Annotated in this window: 18 protein-coding genes; 17 read left to right on the top strand and 1 reads right to left on the bottom strand. The window is 68.2% G+C overall.

Annotation, left to right across the window (positions count from 1 at the left end):
- Nucleotides 1-72 precede the first annotated feature (72 nt).
- From ACT6SE_RS01750 to pncB, 15 genes are all read left to right on the top strand, one after another.
- Nucleotides 73-1,926, top strand: coding sequence for a S8 family peptidase (locus ACT6SE_RS01750; protein WP_046428732.1), 1,854 nt, complete (start codon nt 73-75; stop codon nt 1,924-1,926).
- A 136-nt stretch (nt 1,927-2,062) separates the two neighbouring features.
- A complete protein-coding gene (gspE, locus tag ACT6SE_RS01755) occupies nt 2,063-3,784 on the top strand; it encodes a type II secretion system ATPase GspE (RefSeq protein WP_444811086.1) in 1,722 nt (573 codons plus the stop codon).
- Nucleotides 3,785-3,808: 24 nt separating this feature from the next.
- A complete protein-coding gene (gene xpsF / locus ACT6SE_RS01760) occupies nt 3,809-5,029 on the top strand; it encodes a type II secretion system protein XpsF (RefSeq protein ID WP_032956504.1) in 1,221 nt (406 codons plus the stop codon).
- Between the two features lie 49 nt (nt 5,030-5,078).
- On the top strand, nt 5,079-5,522 hold the full coding sequence (gene gspG / locus ACT6SE_RS01765; protein WP_014645890.1) for a type II secretion system major pseudopilin GspG: 444 nt from the start codon (nt 5,079-5,081) through the stop codon (nt 5,520-5,522).
- A 6-nt stretch (nt 5,523-5,528) separates the two neighbouring features.
- Nucleotides 5,529-6,023, top strand: a complete 495-nt coding sequence (gene xpsH / locus ACT6SE_RS01770) for a type II secretion system protein XpsH (protein WP_046428736.1) — start codon at nt 5,529-5,531, stop codon at nt 6,021-6,023.
- Nucleotides 6,020-6,439 (top strand): type II secretion system protein XpsI, encoded by a 420-nt coding sequence (xpsI, locus tag ACT6SE_RS01775; protein ID WP_032956500.1) that lies wholly within the window; start codon nt 6,020-6,022, stop codon nt 6,437-6,439. The genes xpsH and xpsI overlap by 4 nt, the downstream gene beginning before the upstream one ends.
- Nucleotides 6,436-7,068, top strand: a complete 633-nt coding sequence (locus tag ACT6SE_RS01780; RefSeq protein WP_046428740.1) for a type II secretion system protein J — start codon at nt 6,436-6,438, stop codon at nt 7,066-7,068. Before xpsI ends, ACT6SE_RS01780 begins: the two co-directional genes overlap by 4 nt.
- Nucleotides 7,065-7,928, top strand: coding sequence for a general secretion pathway protein GspK (locus ACT6SE_RS01785; protein WP_046428741.1), 864 nt, complete (start codon nt 7,065-7,067; stop codon nt 7,926-7,928). The genes ACT6SE_RS01780 and ACT6SE_RS01785 overlap by 4 nt, the downstream gene beginning before the upstream one ends.
- Nucleotides 7,925-9,070 carry a PilN domain-containing protein gene (locus ACT6SE_RS01790; protein WP_014645895.1) on the top strand — a complete coding sequence of 382 codons (1,146 nt, stop codon included), beginning with the start codon at nt 7,925-7,927 and terminating at the stop codon, nt 9,068-9,070. The genes ACT6SE_RS01785 and ACT6SE_RS01790 overlap by 4 nt, the downstream gene beginning before the upstream one ends.
- Nucleotides 9,051-9,758, top strand: a complete 708-nt coding sequence (gspM, locus tag ACT6SE_RS01795; RefSeq protein ID WP_230548472.1) for a type II secretion system protein GspM — start codon at nt 9,051-9,053, stop codon at nt 9,756-9,758. Before ACT6SE_RS01790 ends, gspM begins: the two co-directional genes overlap by 20 nt.
- Entirely contained in the window at nt 9,748-10,536 is a 789-nt protein-coding gene (locus ACT6SE_RS01800; RefSeq protein WP_014645897.1) for a hypothetical protein, read from the top strand. Before gspM ends, ACT6SE_RS01800 begins: the two co-directional genes overlap by 11 nt.
- Before the next feature lie 9 nt (nt 10,537-10,545).
- On the top strand, nt 10,546-12,753 hold the full coding sequence (gspD, locus tag ACT6SE_RS01805; protein ID WP_049404733.1) for a type II secretion system secretin GspD: 2,208 nt from the start codon (nt 10,546-10,548) through the stop codon (nt 12,751-12,753).
- 618 nt (nt 12,754-13,371) lie between these two features.
- The gene (locus ACT6SE_RS01810; RefSeq protein ID WP_046428748.1) at nt 13,372-14,223 is read left to right on the top strand and encodes a glycosyltransferase family 2 protein; all 852 of its coding nucleotides are present in this window, start codon (nt 13,372-13,374) and stop codon (nt 14,221-14,223) included.
- Nucleotides 14,220-15,059 carry a glycosyltransferase family 2 protein gene (locus ACT6SE_RS01815; RefSeq protein WP_014645900.1) on the top strand — a complete coding sequence of 280 codons (840 nt, stop codon included), beginning with the start codon at nt 14,220-14,222 and terminating at the stop codon, nt 15,057-15,059. Before ACT6SE_RS01810 ends, ACT6SE_RS01815 begins: the two co-directional genes overlap by 4 nt.
- Before the next feature lie 101 nt (nt 15,060-15,160).
- Nucleotides 15,161-16,342 (top strand): nicotinate phosphoribosyltransferase, encoded by a 1,182-nt coding sequence (gene pncB, locus ACT6SE_RS01820; RefSeq protein WP_014645901.1) that lies wholly within the window; start codon nt 15,161-15,163, stop codon nt 16,340-16,342.
- Nucleotides 16,343-16,358: 16 nt separating this feature from the next.
- On the opposite strand, the gene ACT6SE_RS01825 is transcribed toward pncB, so the two are convergent.
- Nucleotides 16,359-16,724, bottom strand: coding sequence for a hypothetical protein (locus ACT6SE_RS01825; protein ID WP_014645902.1), 366 nt, complete (start codon nt 16,722-16,724; stop codon nt 16,359-16,361).
- A gap of 459 nt (nt 16,725-17,183) precedes the next feature.
- Between ACT6SE_RS01825 and ACT6SE_RS01830 the strand changes: the two genes are divergently transcribed.
- Both ACT6SE_RS01830 and ACT6SE_RS01835 read left to right on the top strand, forming a co-directional pair.
- Nucleotides 17,184-17,723 (top strand): fimbrial protein, encoded by a 540-nt coding sequence (locus tag ACT6SE_RS01830; RefSeq protein ID WP_014645903.1) that lies wholly within the window; start codon nt 17,184-17,186, stop codon nt 17,721-17,723.
- An 85-nt stretch (nt 17,724-17,808) separates the two neighbouring features.
- Entirely contained in the window at nt 17,809-18,537 is a 729-nt protein-coding gene (locus tag ACT6SE_RS01835; RefSeq protein ID WP_014645904.1) for a fimbrial biogenesis chaperone, read from the top strand.
- Nucleotides 18,538-18,542 lie beyond the last annotated feature (5 nt).

An 18,542-nucleotide genomic window follows, 5' to 3' on the forward strand; every position in this document is an offset into this window, starting at 1 on the left:
GCCGGCCGGGAGTCGTCAAGGAATGATGGCCGCAGTGTTGGTTCGATCCATGACCCAGAAGAGGAATTCGACGTGATCAAGAAGCAGAACCTTCGCATCAATGTGCTTGCCGCCGCCGTGCTGTCGATGACGGCGGTCGGTGCCGTCCACGCCGCCGGGTTGCCGACCCGTGAACCGGTGCGCCAGGCCAGCACCGCCCAGCCGCGTACCGAGCGCATCATCGTCAAGTACCGGGCCGGCGCTGCTGCCGCGACCGACCGCTCGGCGAAGCTGTCCACCGTGCAGTCCGCACTGACCCGTGCCAGTCTCTCCGGCGGCACGTCACGCGCCAGCACGCTCGGCCCGCAGGTGGTCCGCAAGCTGTCTACCGGTGCGGACCTCATCCGTGTGCAGGGCCGCCTGGCACCGGCCGAACTGCAGCGCGTGCTGAAGGAACTGAAGGCCGATCCGTCGGTGCAGTACGCCGAAGCCGACGTGAAGCTGCGCCGCAGCGAACTGCGTGCCGGCAACGTGCAGCCGGCGCTGGTGCCGAACGATCCCTTCTACCAGCAGAACCAGTGGCATCTGCACAATGCGGTCGGCGGCATCAACGCACCGGCGGCGTGGGATGTCTCGCAGGGCGAGGGCATCGTGGTGGCAGTGATCGACACCGGCGTCCTGCCGCAGCATCCGGACCTGGTCGGAAACCTGCTGGAAGGCTACGACTTCATCAGCGATGCGGAGACCTCGCGGCGCCCGACCAACGATCGCGTGCCGGGTGCGCAGGACTACGGTGATTGGGTCGAGAACGACAACGAGTGCTATGACGGCTCGCTGGCCGACGACAGTTCCTGGCACGGCACCCACGTCGCCGGCACCGTGGCCGAGCAGACCAACAACGGCGTCGGCATGGCCGGTGTCGCCTACAAGGCCAAGGTGCTGCCGGTCCGCGTGCTGGGCAAGTGCGGCGGCTACCTGTCCGACATCGCTGATGCGGTGACCTGGGCCTCCGGCGGTACCGTGACCGGCATCCCGGCCAACACCAATCCGGCCGAGATCATCAACATGAGCCTGGGGGGCGGTGGTTCCTGCGCCAGCACCTACCAGGACGCGATCAACGGCGCGATCTCGCGCGGTACCACGGTGGTGGTGGCTGCCGGCAATGAAGCCGACAACGCGTCCAAGTACCAGCCGGCCAGCTGCGAAGGCGTGGTGACCGTGGGTGCCACCCGCATCACCGGTGGCATCACCTACTACTCCAACTATGGAGCCCGCGTGGACCTGTCCGGTCCGGGCGGTGGCGGCAGTGTCGACGGCAACCCGGGCGGCTACATCTGGCAGACCGGCTCCAATGCGGCCACCACGCCGGAATCGGGCACGCCGGGCTACATGGGCATGGGCGGTACCTCGATGGCCTCGCCGCATGTGGCCGCCGTTGCGGCACTGGTGCAGAGCGCACTGATCGCCAAGGGCAAGGATCCGTTGACCCCGGCCGCGATGCGTACCCTGCTGAAGGAAACGGCGCGTCCGTTCCCGGTCGCCATCCCGGCGGCGACCCCGATCGGTACCGGCATCCTCGATGCCAAGGCCGCGCTGGCCAAGGCACTGGAAGAACCGTGCACCGAAAACTGCGGGCCGGTGGCCACGCCGCTGACCAACAAGGCCGCAGTCGGCGGCCTGAACGGTGCTGCCGGCAGCAGCAAGCTGTACAGCTTCGAAGCCGTCGCCGGAAAGCAGCTCAGCGTGATCACCTACGGTGGCACCGGCAACGTCTCGGTCTACATTGCCCAGGGGCGTGAGCCAAGCGCCAGCGACAACGACGGCAAGTCGACCCGTCCCGGCACGTCCGAAACGGTGCGGGTGAACAAGCCGGTGGCGGGCACCTATTACATCAAGGTGGTGGGCGAAGCGGCATACAACGGCGTGAGCATTCTCGCCACGCAGTAATCACCTCGTGTCGTAGTTGAACGGCCGACGCCCGTCACCCTGTGTGACGGGCTTCGTCTTTTTACGAAAGGTGGCCGCAGGGCGGCGGAAATCACGGCTTAACTGCTAAAGTCGGGCCGATTGACAGGAGAGTCACGTGAACGCGCTCGCTGCAACCGTTACCGACGACGCCGAAGGCCGCATCCTGGATGCGTTGCTGGCGCGCGGCCGGCTCAAGGAAGGAGACCTGGCACGCGCGCGGCCATTGCATGCCGAGGCCGGCGGCAGTCTGCTGGGCCTGCTGGTGCGCCTGGGCCTGGTGTCTGAACGCGACCAGGCACAGGCCAGCGCTGAGGTGCTGGGCCTGCCGCTGCTGGAGGGCAAGCAGGTGCCGGAGGCCCCGCCGCAGGCGCTGGCCGAGGGACTTCCGCTGTCGCTGCGCTTCCTGAAGCAGTTCCATGTGTGCCCGCTGGAGTTGGATGAACACGGGGTGCGGCTGTGGCTGGCCGATGCCCACGACGCCTATCCACAGCAGGCCGTGCAGTTGGCCCTTGGGGTTCCGGTGACACCGGTGCTGGGCATGCGCGCGGAGATCGATGACCTGGTCGAGCGCTGGTTCGGCCAGGGCCGCAGCGCGATGGGCGCGATCGTGGAAACCGCGGATGGCGAGGGCGGTGCGGTCGACGACATCGAGCACCTGCGCGACCTTGCGTCGGAAGCACCGGTGATCCGCCTGGTCAACCTGGTGATCCAGCGTGCGGTGGAGCTGCGCGCTTCGGATATCCATGTCGAACCGTTCGAGAGCCGATTGAAGGTCCGCTACCGCGTCGATGGCGTGCTGGTGGAGGGCGAAAGCCCGCCGGCCAACCTCACCGCTGCGGTGATCAGCCGCATCAAGATCATGGCCCGGCTCAACATCGCCGAGCGCCGCCTGCCGCAGGACGGCCGCATCATGCTGCGCGTGCAGGGCAAGGAGCTGGACCTGCGCGTGAGCACGGTACCGACCGCGCATGGCGAAAGCGTGGTGATGCGCCTGCTGGACCGCGAAACGGTGGTGTTCGATTCCCACCGGCTCGGCTTCACCGATGCCTTCCTGCCGCAGTTCCGCAAGGTGCTGGAACAGCCGCATGGCATCCTGCTGGTCACCGGCCCGACCGGCTCGGGCAAGACCACCACGCTGTACACCGCGCTGAGCCAGCTCAACACCGCCGACGTCAAGATCATCACGGTCGAAGACCCGGTGGAATACCAGATCGAAGGCATCAACCAGATCCAGGCCAAGCCGCAGATCGGCCTCGACTTCGCCAATGCCCTGCGCAGCATCGTGCGCCAGGATCCGGACATCATCATGATCGGTGAAATGCGCGACCTGGAAACCGCGCGCATCGCCATCCAGTCGGCGCTGACCGGCCACCTGGTGCTGTCCACCCTGCATACCAACAACGCCGCCGGTGGCATCACCCGCCTGCTCGACATGGGCGTGGAGGACTACCTGCTCACGTCCACCATCAACGGCATCCTGGCCCAGCGCCTGGTACGCCGGCTGGAGCCGACCCACGCCGAGCGCTACGAAGCCTCGCCGGAAGAGATCGAGCGGTTCGAACTGCGCCGCCTGCAGCCGGAAGGGCCGATCCACCTGTACCGCCCGAAGCCGTCTGCGCTGGCACCGACCGGCTACCTGGGGCGTACCACCATCATGGAATTCCTGGTGATGAACGATGCGCTGCGCCGTGCGGTGATGCGCCGCGATGGCATGGGCGAGATCGAGCGCATCGCCCGCGAGGCCGGCATGCGCACCATGTACGAGGATGGCCTGTCCAAGGCGTTGAGCGGGCAGACCACCATCGAGGAAGTGCTGCGCGTGACCGAGGAAAGCTGATGCGTGCAGGACGCCGGGGCTGACATGCCGAACTATCGCTACAAGGCGCTCAATCCGCATGGCGAGGTCTTCGATGGGCAGATGGAAGCGGCCAGTGAGGCCGAGCTGATCGCGCGCCTGCAGGACCAGGGCCACCTGCCGATGGAGACGCAGCTGGCCGACGCCGGCGCGATCGGCGGCAGCAGCTGGCGCAACCTGCTGCAGCAGCGCCCGCTGCAGGGGGCGGCGCTGCTGCAGTTCACCCAGCAGTTGGCGACCCTGCTCGGTGCTGGCCAGCCGCTGGACCGCGCGCTGTCCATCCTGCTGGGGTTGCCCGAGGACGAACGATCGCGCCGCGCGATCACCGACATCCGCGACGTGGTGCGCGGTGGCGCACCGCTGTCCACCGCGCTGGAGCGCCAGCATGGGCTGTTCTCGCGCCTGTACGTGAACATGGTGCGCGCCGGCGAAGCCGGTGGCAGCCTGCATGAAACCCTGCAACGCCTGGCCGACTACCTCGAGCGCAGCCGCGCGCTGCAGGGCAAGGTCATCAACGCGCTGGTCTACCCGGCGATCCTGCTGGTGGTGGTCGGTGGCGCGCTGTTGTTCCTGCTCGGCTACGTGGTGCCGCAGTTCGCGCAGATGTACGAAAGCCTGGACGTGGCGCTGCCGTGGTTCACCAACGCGGTACTGCAGCTGGGCCTGTTCGTGCGTGACTGGTGGGTGCTGCTGCTGGTGGTGCCCGGCGTGCTGGTGCTGTTCTTCGAGCGCAAGGCGCGGCAACCGGCGTTCCGGTTGGCGCTGGATGGCTGGCTGCTGCAGCGGCGTGGCATCGGTCGCCTCATCGGCGAGCTGGAAACCGCCCGGCTGGCGCGCACGCTGGGCACACTGCTGCGCAACGGCGTCCCCTTGCTGGGGGCACTGGGCATCGCGCGCAACGTGCTGGGCAACCGCGCCCTGGCCGCTGACGTCGAAACGGCCGCCGATGAAGTGAAGAACGGCGCCGGCCTGTCGCTGGCCCTGTCGCGCGGCAAGCGGTTCCCGCGCCTGGCGCTGCAGATGATCCAGGTCGGCGAGGAATCCGGCGCACTCGATACCATGCTGCTCAAGGCCGCCGACACCTTCGAACAGGACAGCGCCCGGCGCATCGACCGCATGCTGGCGGCGATGGTGCCGGCGATCACCCTGGTGCTGGCCTCGGTGGTCGGCGCGGTGATCGTGGCCGTGCTGGTGCCGTTGTATGACCTGACCAATGCCATCGGTTGACGATGGCACTCCCTGCAACCCCGACACTCCGCAACTGAAAGGACCGTCCATGATTGCCCGTCGCCGACCGATCCGCCTTTCCTTCACCGCCGCGCGCAACCAGTCGGGCATGAGCCTGCTGGAAATCATCATCGTCATCGTGCTGATCGGCGCGGTGCTGACCCTGGTCGCCAGCCGCGTGCTGGGCGGCGCCGACCGTGGCAAGGCCAACATCGCCAAGGCGCAGGTGCAGACCGTCGCCTCCAAGATCGACAACTACCAGATCGACACCGGCAAGCTGCCGGCCACGCTCAACGACCTGGTGACGGCGCCGGCCGGTGTCGGTGGCTGGCTCGGCCCGTACGCCAAGCCCGCCGACCTGAATGACCCGTGGGGCCACGCACTGGAGTACCGGGCGCCGGGCGAAGGCCAGCCGTATGAGCTGGTCAGCCTGGGCAAGGATGGCAAGGCTGGCGGCAGCAGCGTCGACGCTGACATCCGCTACCAGCCGTAACCGCGCATGACGCACTTCCTGCCGCGCCGGTTGCCACGCCCGCGCCTGCACGGCAGGCGCGCGGCTGGACTGTCGTTGCTGGAAATGCTGCTGGTGATCGCATTGATCGCGGCGATCGGCCTGATCACCGCCGCCGGCCTGTCGCGCGGGTTCGCCGGCATGCAGCTGCGCAGCGCCGGCAAGGACATCGCCAGCCAGCTGCGCATGGTGCGCGCGCAGGCGATCGCCCGCGGCGAACCGCAGCGCTTCGTGATCGAACCGGCACGGCGCCGCTGGGAGGGGGCCAACCAGCGCCACGGTGAGCTGCCGGCACAGCTGCAGGTGCAGTTCGAAGGTGCCGCACAGCTGGCCACCGCGCCGGGGCAGGGCGTGATCGAGTTCCATCCCGATGGTGGCTCCAGCGGCGGCCGCATCCGGTTGCAGCGCGACGGTGCCGAATGGCGCGTCGACGTCGGCTGGCTGACCGGCGAGGTCCGCTCCGGCCCCTGGCGGGCGCAATGAAGCGGCGCGCGCGTGGCTTCACCCTGCTGGAAGTGATCATCGCTTTCGCCCTGCTGGGCCTGGCGTTGACCCTGCTGCTGGGCAGCCTGTCCGGTGGCGCGAAGCAGGTACGTGACGCCGAGCTGCGCACGCGTGCGGTGCTGCATGCACAGTCGTTGCTGGCCCAGGCCGGTGTCGACGCGCCGCTGCAGGTGGGCAGCCAGCAGGGTGACTGGGAACAGGGGCGCTATCACTGGGAGCTGCAGGTCCAGCCGTGGGTCGAACCACGCGCCGGCAACGTCGTGCAGGCCACGTCAGCGGGCACCCCATGGCTGGCCGAGCTGCAGCTGCGGGTGCGCTGGGGCGACAGCGAGCGCGAACAACTGCACTGGCGCAGCCTGCGCCTGTTGCCGCCCGACCTGGAGAACGCGCGATGAAGCGGCGCGCCGCGGGCTTCACCCTGGTCGAAGTGATGCTGGCCACCGTGCTGCTGGCCGGCGGCCTGGCACTGGCCTTTGCCAGCGTGCGCTCGGCGATGGCGGTCAGCCAGCGCGGCGAGCAGATCGCCGCTGAAAGCGAACGCATGCGCGCGGTCGAGTCGTTGCTGCGCAGGCAGCTGGCGGGTGCACTGCGCACCCCGCTGGAGGCCCCGGACCCCACCCGCGAACCCATCTTCTTCCAGGGCGAGGAGCAACGCATGCTGTTCGCCGCCGACCTGCCCGGTTACCTCGGCCGTGGCGGCCCCTACCTGCACGCGCTGCAGGTGGACGGACGCGGTGGCCAACAGCGCCTGCTGCTGGACCTCGTGCTGCTGCAGGAAGGCGAGCGCATCGCCGAGAATCCGCCGCGCCCGCCGGAGGTGCTGGTGGACAACCTGAAGTCGGCGCAGCTGCGCTATCGCGGCATCGATGCCAGCACCGGGCAGGTGACCGACTGGCTGCCGCGCTGGGATGACACCCGCCGCCTGCCGATGCTGGTGGAAATCCAGATCGTGCCATCCCGGGGCGCGCCGTGGCCGCCACTGGTGGTGGCGCTGCGTGCCGGTGGCAGTGGAGGCACGCGATGAGCCGTCAGCGCGGGGCGGCATTGGTGCTGGTGCTGTGGCTGATCGCATTGATGACGGCGCTGGTCGGTGCGTTCGCGCTGAGCGCACGGGTCGAGCACCTGCAGCAGCGCGTGCTGGATGACGATGCACGCGGGCAGGAACGTGCGCGCGCCGGCCTCGAATATGCCCTCCTGCGCCTGTCAGCCGATCCGCAACGGGCGCCCTGGCGTGCCGATGGCCGTACCTACCGCTGGCAGTTCGACGACGCCAGCATCGAGATCAAGGTGCTGGACGAGAACGGCAAGATCAACCTGAACCTGGCCGACGCCGCACTGCTGACCGCCTTCCTCAAGGCGCTGGGCGAAGACGATGCACAGGCCCGGCAGTTGGCCGGCGCCATCATCGACTGGCGCGACGAGGACAGCCTGCTGCAACCGGGCGGTGGCGCCGAAGCGCCGGACTACGCCGCAGCCGGATTGCCCTACGGCCCACGCAACAAGCGCTTCGAGACCCTGGGCGAGCTGCAGCGGGTCTTGGGCATGCGCGGACCCCTGTACCGGGCGATGCTGCCGCACCTGACCCTCTACAGCCGCCAGGCACGGCCGGATCCGCAGTTCGCCAGCGCGCCGGTGCTGACCGCGCTGGGCCTGGATGCGGACAGTGTGATGGCGCAGCGCGCACAGCAGGAGCGTGATGCAGATTCCGCTGGCGGCACGACAACGCTTGCCAGCAGCAGCGGCACCTATAGTATCGAGTCCGGTGCCATCGACGGCAGTGGACGCAGGTCGGTGTTGCAGGCAGTGGTACGCAGTGGCTCGGGCGGGGTTCCCGGGCGGACTTACACAGTGCTTCGCTGGGAGCAGGGAATGACAGCAAGATGACGGCGTGGCAGGACAGTCTGCGGCAGGTGCAGGGCCGGATCGGCCCGGGCGCCGGCCGTTTCCTGCGCTGGTGGCGGCAGTCGCTGCTGGCCTGGGTGCCGGTGCGCTGGCAATGGGCATTGGGCTGGGGCCAGGCACGCCTGCTGCTGCAGCACGAGGGCGACCAGCTGCAGGTCTGGCGTGAAGCCGGCGAACGCCGCGAAGCGGTGGCGCGCCTGCCGTGGCCGCTGTCGCCGGTGGAGCTGGACCGCGTGCTGGAGCCTCGCCTGCGTACTCTGCCGCGGGTGTGGCTGCTGCCGGCGACGGACGTCCTGCGGCGTAGCCTGCGCCTGCCTGCCGCAGCGGCCGACCGCCTGCGCGCCGTGGTCGGTTTCGAGATCGACCGGCAGACCCCGTTCGAATCATCCCAGGTCAGTTATGACGTGCGTGAGCTCGGCGCGGGCGGCGAGGGCCAGCTGCAGGTCGAACTGGTGGCGTGGCCATTGCGGCAGCTGGACGCATGGCGCACCAGTGTGGGCCCATGGGCCGATGCGCTGGCGGGCGTCGATGCCATCGATGCGCAGGGCAACGTGCTGCAGGTGAACCTGCTGCCGCCCGCACAGCGCCAACTGCGGCCAGACCCGATGCGACGCTGGAACCTGCTGCTGGCAGTGGCTGCCGTCGTGATGCTGGTACTGGCCGCGGTGCAGCTGCTCGACAACCGCCAGGCCGCCGCCGATGAGCTGCGTGCACAGGTCGAGCGCAGCGCGCGCAGTGCGCGAGGTGTGGCCAGCGAACGCGCGCAGCTGCAGGCGCTGATCGATGGCGCCGCATTCCTGGAGAAGCAGCGCAGCCAGCGCGCCGGCACCGTTGAAATCTGGAACGAACTGACCCGGCGCCTGCCGGAAGGTACCTACCTGGAGAAGCTGGCGATCGAGAACAACAACCTGCAGCTGATCGGCCTGAGCCGCGAGGCGTCGCAGCTGGTGCAGCTGCTGCAGGACGCACCGCAGTGGCGCAAGGTCAACCTGACCGGGGTGCTGCAGGCCGATGGCGCGGCCAGTGGCCGCGACCGCTTCACCATGACCGCCGAACTGCAGCCGTTGCCGGCCGCCGCACCAACCCCGGAGGCGGCCGATGCCGATGCCAAGCGCACGCCGTGACCGCTGGCTGGCGCTGGCACTGCTGCTGGCAGTGCTGGGCCTGGCCTATCTGCTGCTGGTGCACCCCTGGTTCACCCAGCCGCTGCGCGCGATCGATGCCGATGTCGCCGCCCTGCGCGAACGCGAGTCGCGCGTGCAGGCGCAGCTGCAGCAGCAGCCGCAGATCGAACAGCGCCTTCGCACTACCCGCGAGGCACTGCAGCAGCGGCCAGGCTTCCTGCGCGAAGCCACTGCCGAAGCTGCCGCCGCTGCATTGGGCGCCCGGCTGCAGGATGCGGTGGCGATGGCCAGCCCGGGCAACCGCAGCTGCACCATCAGCAACCGCACGCCGCTGACCGACAACCGGCGCGACGCCGAGTTCGTGCGCGTCGCCATGCAGGTGCGCCTGCGCTGCGGGGTGGCCGAACTGGCCACCGTGCTGCACAGCCTGGAAACCGGCAGCCCACGCCTGTTCGTCGACAACCTAAACCTGATCGCGCAGCGCTTCCAGCAATCACCGAACGAATCGGGGCTGGGCCTGGACGTGTCCTTCGAGCTGGCCGGCTATCTGCTGCCGGGCGCTGCCGCCGATGGCACGGTTCCGGCGCCCGCTGCGACACCGGCACCGTCCGCGTCGCCGGCCGAGGCCGTACCTGCGCCGCAGCCGGCGCCCCCGTCCGAAGGGCAGGAGGTGGCCGATGAAGCTTGAGCAGATCAGCCTGCGTACCGGCTTCCTGCTGGCGCTGGCCGGTTGGGCGGCCGCCGTCTGGCTGGCGACCGGCTTCGGGCTGGGCAGCCAGCTGCCGGGTGCCGGCGGTGATGCCGACGCCGCGCCATCGCTGCCATCGCTGCCGCCGCTGGCGGCCGAGCGCATGGCCAGCGCCGACAGCTACAGCGCGATCGGTGAGCGCCCGTTGTTCGCCGAAGACCGCAGGCCGCGGCCTTATCTGCTGGGTGGCAGCGAACCGGCGGCCAGCGCCGCGTTGCGCCTCACCGGTGTGCTGCTGACCGGCGATTTCGGCATGGCCACGTTCACCACCGAACAGAACCGCTCGCTGCGCCTGCGCCTCAACGGCGAAGCCGTGGATGGCTGGCAGCTGGTGGCGCTGCAGCCGCGCCAGGCGACGGTGATCGGCCCCGGTGGCAACCAGGTCCTGGAACTGGCGGTGTTCAACGGCCAGGGCGGTGAGCCGCCGACGGTGCTGCGCGGTGCCAACGGCGCACCGCCTGCAGGTGCGATCGTGGTGCCGCCCTCGGCGGGCGCTCCGCCGGCGCCGCCACCGCCCGCGGCAATCCCATCGCCGTCGCCCGCTGGCAATGCACCAGCGCCTGCGGCGGCCGCTGCAACAACCCCACCGGCCAACAACAACGGTCCCAGTGAAGCGCAGATGCAGGCCATCCGCGAGCGCATCCAGGCCCGCCGCCGCCAGCTGCAGCAACAGCAGCAACAACCGTCGCCGCCCCCGGGCGATGGCACCAACCGATAGAGTGAATGCATGAACCTGCGTTTTCTTCCCTGGTCCTTTGCCCTCGCGCTGCTGGTCGGCTGCAGTACGGTGTCCGCGCCGCACGTGCAGCGCAACGGCAATCTGTCGCCCAGCGCCGACGCCGGCCAGGCAGCCGATGTCGCTGCCGATGCCGCCCGTGAAAGCCAGGGGGCACCGCAGGCGGTGATCCGCCGCGGCACCGGCACCATGATCAACCGCGAGGCCGCGCGTGCGCCGGCACCGGCGCTGCACGGTGCCAGTACCGGCGAGGCGACCTTCAACTTCGAAGGCGAATCGCTGCATGCGGTGGTCAAGGCCATCCTTGGTGACATGCTTGGCCAGAACTACGTGATCGCGCCAGGCGTGCAGGGCACGGTCACCCTGGCCACGCCCAAGCCGGTATCGCCGGCGCAGGCACTGAACCTGCTGGAGATGGTGCTGGGCTGGAACAACGCGCGGATGGTCTACAGCGGTGGGCGCTACAACATCGTCGCCGCCGACCAGGCGCTGGCCGGCACGGTCGCGCCAAGCACGGCACCCGCGGCCAGCGCGCGCGGCTTCGAAGTCCGTGTGGTCCCGCTGCAGTTCATCTCCGCCACCGAAATGAAGAAGGTGCTGGAGCCGTACGCGCGCCCCAACGCCATCGTCAACGTGGACAGTGGCCGCAACGTGATCACCCTGGGGGGTACCCGCGCGGAACTGGAAAACTACCTGCGCACCGTCGAGATCTTCGACGTCGACTGGTTGTCGGGCATGTCGGTGGGCGTGTTCCCGATCCAGTCGGGCAAGGCCGAGCAGGTCGCGGCCGACCTGGAAAAGGTGTTCGGCGAAGAGAGCAAGACGCCCAGCGCCGGCATGTTCCGTTTCCTGCCGCTGGAGAATGCCAACGCCGTGCTGGTGATCACGCCGCAGGTGCGCTACCTGGACCAGATCCAGCAGTGGCTGGATCGCATCGACACCGCTGGTGGCAGCGCCCGCCTGTTCTCCTACGAGCTGCGCTACATCAAGGCGCGCGACCTGGCCGAGCGCCTCAGCGAGGCCTTCGCCAGCAGTGGCAACCGCGGCGGCTCCAGCCCGGCCTCGCTGGCACCGGGCGCCATTCCGTCGCAGCTGGGCGGCGACGGCGACCGTGGCATGGACAACAGCAGCAGCAACCTGGGTTCGACGCTGGGCGGAACCAGTGGTAGTGGCAGTGGCAGCAGCAATGGCAGCCTGAACCTGCCGCAGCGCCAGCCCGGCAACGTCAGTGTCAGCCTGGAAGTGGAGGGCGACCGCGTCGGCGTGTCGGCGGTGGAGGAAACCAACACCCTGCTGGTGCGCTCGACGCCGCAGGCGTGGCGCTCGATCCGCGAGGTGATCGAGAAACTGGACGTGATGCCGCTGCAGGTGCACATCGAAGCCCAGGTGGCCGAGGTCTCGCTGGATGGCGACCTGAAGTACGGCGTGAACTGGTTCTTTGACAATGCCGTGGCCGGGCGTGCCCTGACGGGCGCATTGGGCGGCGTGACCCTGCCGGCGGCAGCGGGTGGCTCGTGGAGCAGCTTCGCCGGTGCCGCAACGGGCGGCGAAGGCCTGGGCTGGGCATTCACCGGCCACAATGGCGCGGCGGTGGTAAGTGCGCTGGACAAGGTCACGGATGTACGCCTGCTGCAGACGCCTTCGGTGTTCGTGCGCAACAACGCCGAGGCCACGCTCAACGTGGGCGACAAGGTGCCGATCAACACCACCACGGTGAACACCGGCGTGGGCACCAGCACCTACAGCTCGGTGCAGTACATCGACACCGGCGTGATCCTGAAGGTGCGCCCGCGCGTGACCCGCGATGGCACGGTGTTCCTGGATATCGTGCAGGAAGTGAGCAGCGCCTCGAACGTGCCCGACAACTGCAATCCGACCGAGCGCAACTGCAACCCGCGAATTTCCACAAAGAAGCTGTCGACCGAAGCGGCGGTGCAGAGCGGCGACACCATCATGCTGGCTGGCCTGATCACGGATTCGGGCACCGATGGCAGCAGCGGCATTCCCGGCCTGAGCCGTATTCCGGTAGTTGGCGCGCTGTTCGGGCAGAAGAGCCGCTCCAGCCGCCGTTCCGAGGTGATCGTGCTGCTGACCCCGAGCATCGTGCGCAACAGCCTGGAATCGCGCAACCTGACCGACGAGTACAGCAAGCGCTTCCGCGCGATGGAGCCGCTGAACCAGCCGCGCGCGAAGAAGTAAGGGGTTACGGCCGGGCGGCGCCCGGCACCCGCCAAGGCCGGAGCAACGGCAACGGCCAAAGCGAAAGCAACAGCAACAGCAACAGCAACAGCAACAGCGGGTTTACTGAGGGAGGGTGGGTCGGCGTGGGGTGGCAGGACACGCCGTAAACCCGTCCCTGGGGCTCGATGGCGCCATCCATGGCGCCAACGGTCCTGCCACCCCACGCCGACCCACCTCTGACAGACTCCCGCGGCTGTTGGTAGGTGTCGACCTTGGTCGACACGATCCACGCCATGCGTGGATGACTGTCTGTCAGATTTCGAAATCAGAAAATGGGGTCAGATCCGTTTTCCTCTGGAAAACGGATCTGACCCCAGGCTTTGCCGACAGATCGCAGAAATCTGTCGAAGGCGGGGTGGGTCTGGTTGCGGGGGCGTGAGCCGCATGGATGCGGCGACCGAGCTTACATGGACGTACTTGCAACGTCCCCCGCAACCGGACCCACCCCGCCATCCCACGGATAGCCGGCTTCTGCTGTTGCTTCGGCTTCGGCTCCAGCCTCCGCGGGTGCCGGGTGCAACCCGGCCGATACCCTCCCGGTGCTACGCTGTGGCCACCGACAACCACGGAGGCGGGATGGGGGCGATCGTGTTGTTGCCGCTGTGCGTGGACGATGCCGCACTCGACCGCTGCCTGGCCGCGCTGGATGCCGGCACGGCGCCAGGGACCGCGGTCTGGTTGGCCGATGACGCACAGACCGGGCCACGCGCGCAGGCGGTGGTGGAACACTGGCTGGCGCATACGCCGCTGCAGGCCGAGTACACCCGGCGCGCGCGGCCACTGGGCGAAGTCGCCCATCTGGACGAGATGCTGCGCGCCTGCGATGGCCTGGACGTGGCCGTGCTGGCGCCGGACAGCGTGCCATCACCCGGCTGGTTGCAGCAGTTGCAGGATGCCTTCGCCCGCGATGCCGCGATCGCCACCGCAACCCCCTGGTGCAATGCCGGCGAGACCGCCGCGTGGCCACGGCTGGGCGAGATCAATCCCGAGCCGCAGGACCCGGTCCTGCTGGCGCACACCTGCGCGACGCTGCCGACGCTGCACCCGGAGCTGCCATCGGCGGTCACCCACGCGGTGCTGGTGCGCGGCAACGCGCGCCGTCGCGCCGGCGGCCTGGACGTGGACAGCTACGCTGGCTGGAACGCGGCACTGGTCGACCTCAGCCTGCGCATGGCCGGCCTTGGCTGGCGCAACGTGTTGTGCGAGACCGCCTTCGTCAGCCGGGCAGGGGAGGCGGTCAGCCGCGATGGCGATCTGGAGGCCCTGGCCGCGCGCTGGCCGGCCTGGGTACCGCGGCTGGCCGATTTCCTGATGCACGACCCGCTGCACGGGCTGCGCGCCGACCTGCAGCAGCGCATGCGGCAGGCGATAATGCCGAAGGAACAGGGCGACCTGTTCGTCCCGTCAGTGCCGGAGCCACCCGTTTGAATGTTGCCATCGCCGCCATCGTCGTCACTTACCAGAGTGGCAGCACCATCGATGCCTGCCTCTCGCGCCTGCGCCAGGCGCAGGATGTGGCCGAGATCCGGGTGATCGACAATGGTTCGCTGGATGGCACCCTGGACATCGTGCAGCGGCATGCCAGCCACGATCCACGCGTGCGCTTCGTCGGCAACCCGGACAATCCCGGCTTCGCCGCCGCCAACAACCAGGGCGTGGCCGACTCGCACAGCCCGTGGCTGGCCTTCATCAACCCGGACCTGATGGTCGAGCCGGACACGCTGGCCGAACTGCGCTCCCGCGCCGAAGCGCTGGGCGACTGCCTGCTGGGCGTTGAACAGGTGGACGAGCATGGCCATGCCGACGAGGCGGTGCGCCGCCGCGACCCGGATTTCCTGAGGATGCTGCGTTCGCCCGGCAAGGGCTCGAAGCTGGCGGTTCCGCGTGAGCCGCACCAGGCACTGCAGCGGGTGCCGGCACTGTCCGGCGCACTGCTGATGATGCCGCGCGCGCTGTTCGACCGTATCGGTGGCTGGGACGCAGGCTATCGCCTGCACGCCGAGGACCTGGACCTGTGCCGGCGCGCGCGCGAAGCCGGCGCGGTGGTAGCGATCGCCAACGACCTGCAGGTTACCCATGTGCGCGGTGTCTCCAGCCGCTCGCGGCCGTTCTTCGTGGAATGGCACAAGCACAGGGGGCTGTGGCGCTACTTCCAGAAGTTCGAGGCCAGGCAGCGTTCGCTGCCGGTGCGCGCGGCGGTATGGGCTGCGATCTGGGCGCATGCGCTGATGCTGGTGCCGCGCCTGCTGCGCAGGTCGTTGTAGAGCCGAGCCCACGCTCGGCTGCATGGAAAGGGTCATCCACGCATGGTGTGGCTCCACTCGCCGCGCCCACGGTTCACTCCGCCGGGCGCATAATCCGCCCCATGCCTATCATCCAGTCCCTGCTCGACACCGACCTGTACAAGTTCACCATGATGCAGGCGGTGCTCCACCAGCACCCCGGCGCCCAGGTGCAGTACCGGTTCAAGTGCCGCACCCCCGGCATCGACCTGGCAAGCTACATCGCCCAGATCGATGAGGAAATCGACCACCTGTGCAGCCTGCGTTTCAGCGACGCGGAACTGGACTACATGCGTGGCCTGCGCTTCGTGAAGCCGGACTTCGCCGATTTCCTCGGCCTGTTCCATCTGGACCGCAAGTACATCCAGCTGCGTGCGTCGACGGCCGTGCCCGGCGAGATCGAGCTGGACATCACCGGCCCGTGGCTGCACACCATCCTGTTCGAAGTGCCGCTGCTGGCGATCATCAACGAAGTCTGGTTCCGCAACACCACCACGGCCGACTTCGCCGAAGGCGAGCGCCGCCTGCAGGCCAAGGCCGCGCTGCTGCGCGATACCCCCGGTTTCGAGCACTGCCGCATCGCCGACTACGGCAGCCGCCGCCGCTACTCGCGTGACTGGCATGCCCGCCTGCTGCCGCTGCTGCGCGACGCACTTGGCCCGCAGCTGGTCGGTACCAGCAACGTCCACTTCGCGCGCCTGTATGGCATGACCCCGCACGGCACCATGGCCCACGAGTACCTGCAGGCGTTCCAGGCGCTCGGCCCTCGCCTGCGTGATTCGCAGGTGGCGGCACTGGAATCGTGGGCGCGCGAGTACCGCGGCGATCTTGGCATCGCGCTGTCCGACGTGGTCGGCCTGGACGCGTTCCTGCGCGACTTCGACATGTATTTCTGCAAGCTGTTCGACGGTGTGCGCCATGACTCCGGCGATCCGTTCGACTGGGGCGACCGCATGCTGGCGCATTTCCAGCAGCGCCGGGTCGATCCGCGCAGCAAGGTGCTGGTGTTCAGCGATGGGCTCGACATCGCCAAGGTGATGCGGCTGTACGACTACTTCCGCGGTCGCTGCCAGGTCGCGTTCGGCGTTGGCACCCACCTGACCAATGACCTCGGCCCGACGCCGCTCAACATCGTCATCAAGATGGTCCGCTGCAACGGCCAGCCGGTGGCCAAGCTCAGCGATTCGCCGGGCAAGAGCATGTGCGACGACCCGGGTTACCTGGCCTACCTGCGCCAGGTGTTCGAATTGCCGCAGCCGGAGTAATACCGGCCTGCAGGGCTTACAGGTAGTCGACGACCACCAGGTAGGCGCCCTGCAGCGGCTGCTGCTTCGAAGCCTGCACGCTGTATCGCTCGGAGAAGGCGATATCGCCGGCGCGCATCGCGCTGGCCGACACCGACAGCTTCTGGCCCTGGCGCTTGCCGTCACGCAGCGTCGCCGCCTGGCCATCGGCCAGTGCCGTCACGGCCACCGTCGAGCCCTTGGCCGACGGTGGGCAGGCCGCCAGGCTCAGCTCACCCTGGGACAGGTTCGTCGTGCAGCCCGGCTCGGCGATACGGCCGCTGAAACGGATGCTGCCGCTGCTGGCCTGGGCCAGCGCACTGACGGACATCAGGGCCACGCACAGCAGAATGGAGTTCCTCATGACACGTTCTCTGGTTCGGTGTGTCCTAGTTAGCGACAGGATCGATCAACCTTTAATAGGACGATTCCGAATCTGCTAGGGCCATCACCAAGAAAGAGTGATGCGCATCAAAGAAGCCAAATTCCCCCTGAAAAATGCCTGTTTCCGCGCGTGCCGAACGCGTCGCGCAATGCGACATCCCCAGTCGTTTGTAGCGTGACCGGGCCCCGCGTCAAATCCCCCGCACCCCGAGGCTGTGATTTCGCCTAGCACGTCACATTTAATGCGTCAATGAATTGGCGTTCAGAAAAATAATGAGACTTTCATCACATTTGTGCCTATACTTGCGTCACGGATTCAGGGAGAGGTATGTCCGAGTCCGGCCACAGGTGAGACGCAAGGATGGGTCTTGTTAGCCCGGCAGTGCTCCTTGCTTCCTCCTCTACTTCTCATCTCTTCAGTAGGGTTAGGTAAAAGCGAATGCACAAGATGAACCTCATTGCCGCTCTGATGCTGGCCGCCGCTCCGCTGGCCGCCAACGCCGCCGACGGCACCATCACCTTCAATGGCAAGGTGACCGACAAGACCTGCACCATCTCGACCCCGGGCGGCAAGGACTTCGCCGTGACCCTGCCGACCGTGTCCAAGAACACCCTGGCCACCGCCGGTGCCGTTGCGGGCCGTACCCCGTTCGCCATCAACCTGACCAAGTGCAGCGCCGGCAACGTCGCCACCTACTTCGAGCCGGGTTCGACCGTCGACTTCAACAGCGGCCGCCTGGTCAACCAGGCCTCGGCCAACGCTGCCACCAACGTGCAGCTGCAGCTGCTGGGCTCGAACAACCAGTTCCTGCCGATCAAGGCTGCTGGCGCTGGCCTGGCGCAGACCAACTCGCAGTGGGTCACCGTCGGCACCGACGGCTCGGCCGATCTGAACTACTACGCTGAGTACTACGCCACTGCCGCCGCCACCCCGGGCGACGTCACCAGCAGCGTCAAGTACACGATCATCTACAACTGATCGTCGTCGTACCCGCATTGGCCGGCGTACGCGCCGGCCAGTGCTTCGCGGCCCCTGGCCACACCCCTCGAGCGTAGTACTTCCGATGAAAGCAATCTTTCCCCGGGCGCTGCTGCTGGCAGCGTTCACGCTGCCCTTCTGCCAGAACGCTCTGGCCGGCGTGGTGGTCAACGGCACGCGAGTGATCTATCCGGCGCAGGCGCGCGAAGTGACCGTGCAGGTCGACAACGTGGGCGATTCGCCGGCGCTGGTCCAGGCCTGGATCGACAGCGGCGACGCCAACCAGACCGCCGACAACAGCGACGCCCCGTTTGTACTGACGCCGCCGATCGCGCGTGTCGAGCCGGGCCGCAGCCAGGCGCTGCGCGTGATCTTCTCCGGTGCGCAGCTGCCGACCGACCGTGAGTCGGTGTTCTGGCTCAACGTGCTGGATGTGCCGCCGTCGCCCGACAACGCCGACAGCGGCGACCAGAATTACCTGCAGGTCGCGTTCCGTTCGCGCCTGAAACTGTTCTACCGGCCGCAGGGCCTGAAGGGCGTCGCCAACGACGCGCCGGCAGCGTTGCGCTGGACCCGCACGGGCGATCGCCTGCGGGTGGAAAACCCCAGCCCCTTCCACGTCACGCTGGCCGAAGTGCATGCCGTGACCGGCAGCAGCGAGAAGACCGTCGAGGACAAGGGCGCCATGGTCGCGCCGAAGCAGAGCCTGGAGTTCACCGCACCGGCGGGCTCCGACCAGGTGCGCTTCATCACCATCAACGATTACGGCGGTCGGGTGGAGCACACGGTCCGCCTCGGCAGTACCGGGGGCTGAACGCG

It is taken from the genome of Stenotrophomonas sp. LC732 (assembly GCF_052446685.1).
GTDB classification, from domain to species: domain Bacteria; phylum Pseudomonadota; class Gammaproteobacteria; order Xanthomonadales; family Xanthomonadaceae; genus Stenotrophomonas; species Stenotrophomonas muris.

Coding starts and splice junctions, on each gene's coding strand:
- ACT6SE_RS01835 (WP_014645904.1), top strand. CDS start 17,809: ATGAAAGCAATCTTTCCCCGGGCGCTGCTGCTGGCAGCGTTCACGCTG.
- gspD (WP_049404733.1), top strand. CDS start 10,546: ATGAACCTGCGTTTTCTTCCCTGGTCCTTTGCCCTCGCGCTGCTGGTC.
- pncB (WP_014645901.1), top strand. CDS start 15,161: ATGCCTATCATCCAGTCCCTGCTCGACACCGACCTGTACAAGTTCACC.
- xpsI (WP_032956500.1), top strand. CDS start 6,020: ATGAAGCGGCGCGCGCGTGGCTTCACCCTGCTGGAAGTGATCATCGCT.
- gspG (WP_014645890.1), top strand. CDS start 5,079: ATGATTGCCCGTCGCCGACCGATCCGCCTTTCCTTCACCGCCGCGCGC.
- ACT6SE_RS01785 (WP_046428741.1), top strand. CDS start 7,065: ATGAGCCGTCAGCGCGGGGCGGCATTGGTGCTGGTGCTGTGGCTGATC.
- xpsH (WP_046428736.1), top strand. CDS start 5,529: ATGACGCACTTCCTGCCGCGCCGGTTGCCACGCCCGCGCCTGCACGGC.
- ACT6SE_RS01790 (WP_014645895.1), top strand. CDS start 7,925: ATGACGGCGTGGCAGGACAGTCTGCGGCAGGTGCAGGGCCGGATCGGC.
- xpsF (WP_032956504.1), top strand. CDS start 3,809: ATGCCGAACTATCGCTACAAGGCGCTCAATCCGCATGGCGAGGTCTTC.
- ACT6SE_RS01810 (WP_046428748.1), top strand. CDS start 13,372: ATGGGGGCGATCGTGTTGTTGCCGCTGTGCGTGGACGATGCCGCACTC.
- ACT6SE_RS01800 (WP_014645897.1), top strand. CDS start 9,748: ATGAAGCTTGAGCAGATCAGCCTGCGTACCGGCTTCCTGCTGGCGCTG.
- ACT6SE_RS01825 (WP_014645902.1), bottom strand. CDS start 16,724: ATGAGGAACTCCATTCTGCTGTGCGTGGCCCTGATGTCCGTCAGTGCG.
- ACT6SE_RS01830 (WP_014645903.1), top strand. CDS start 17,184: ATGCACAAGATGAACCTCATTGCCGCTCTGATGCTGGCCGCCGCTCCG.
- ACT6SE_RS01780 (WP_046428740.1), top strand. CDS start 6,436: ATGAAGCGGCGCGCCGCGGGCTTCACCCTGGTCGAAGTGATGCTGGCC.
- gspM (WP_230548472.1), top strand. CDS start 9,051: ATGCCAAGCGCACGCCGTGACCGCTGGCTGGCGCTGGCACTGCTGCTG.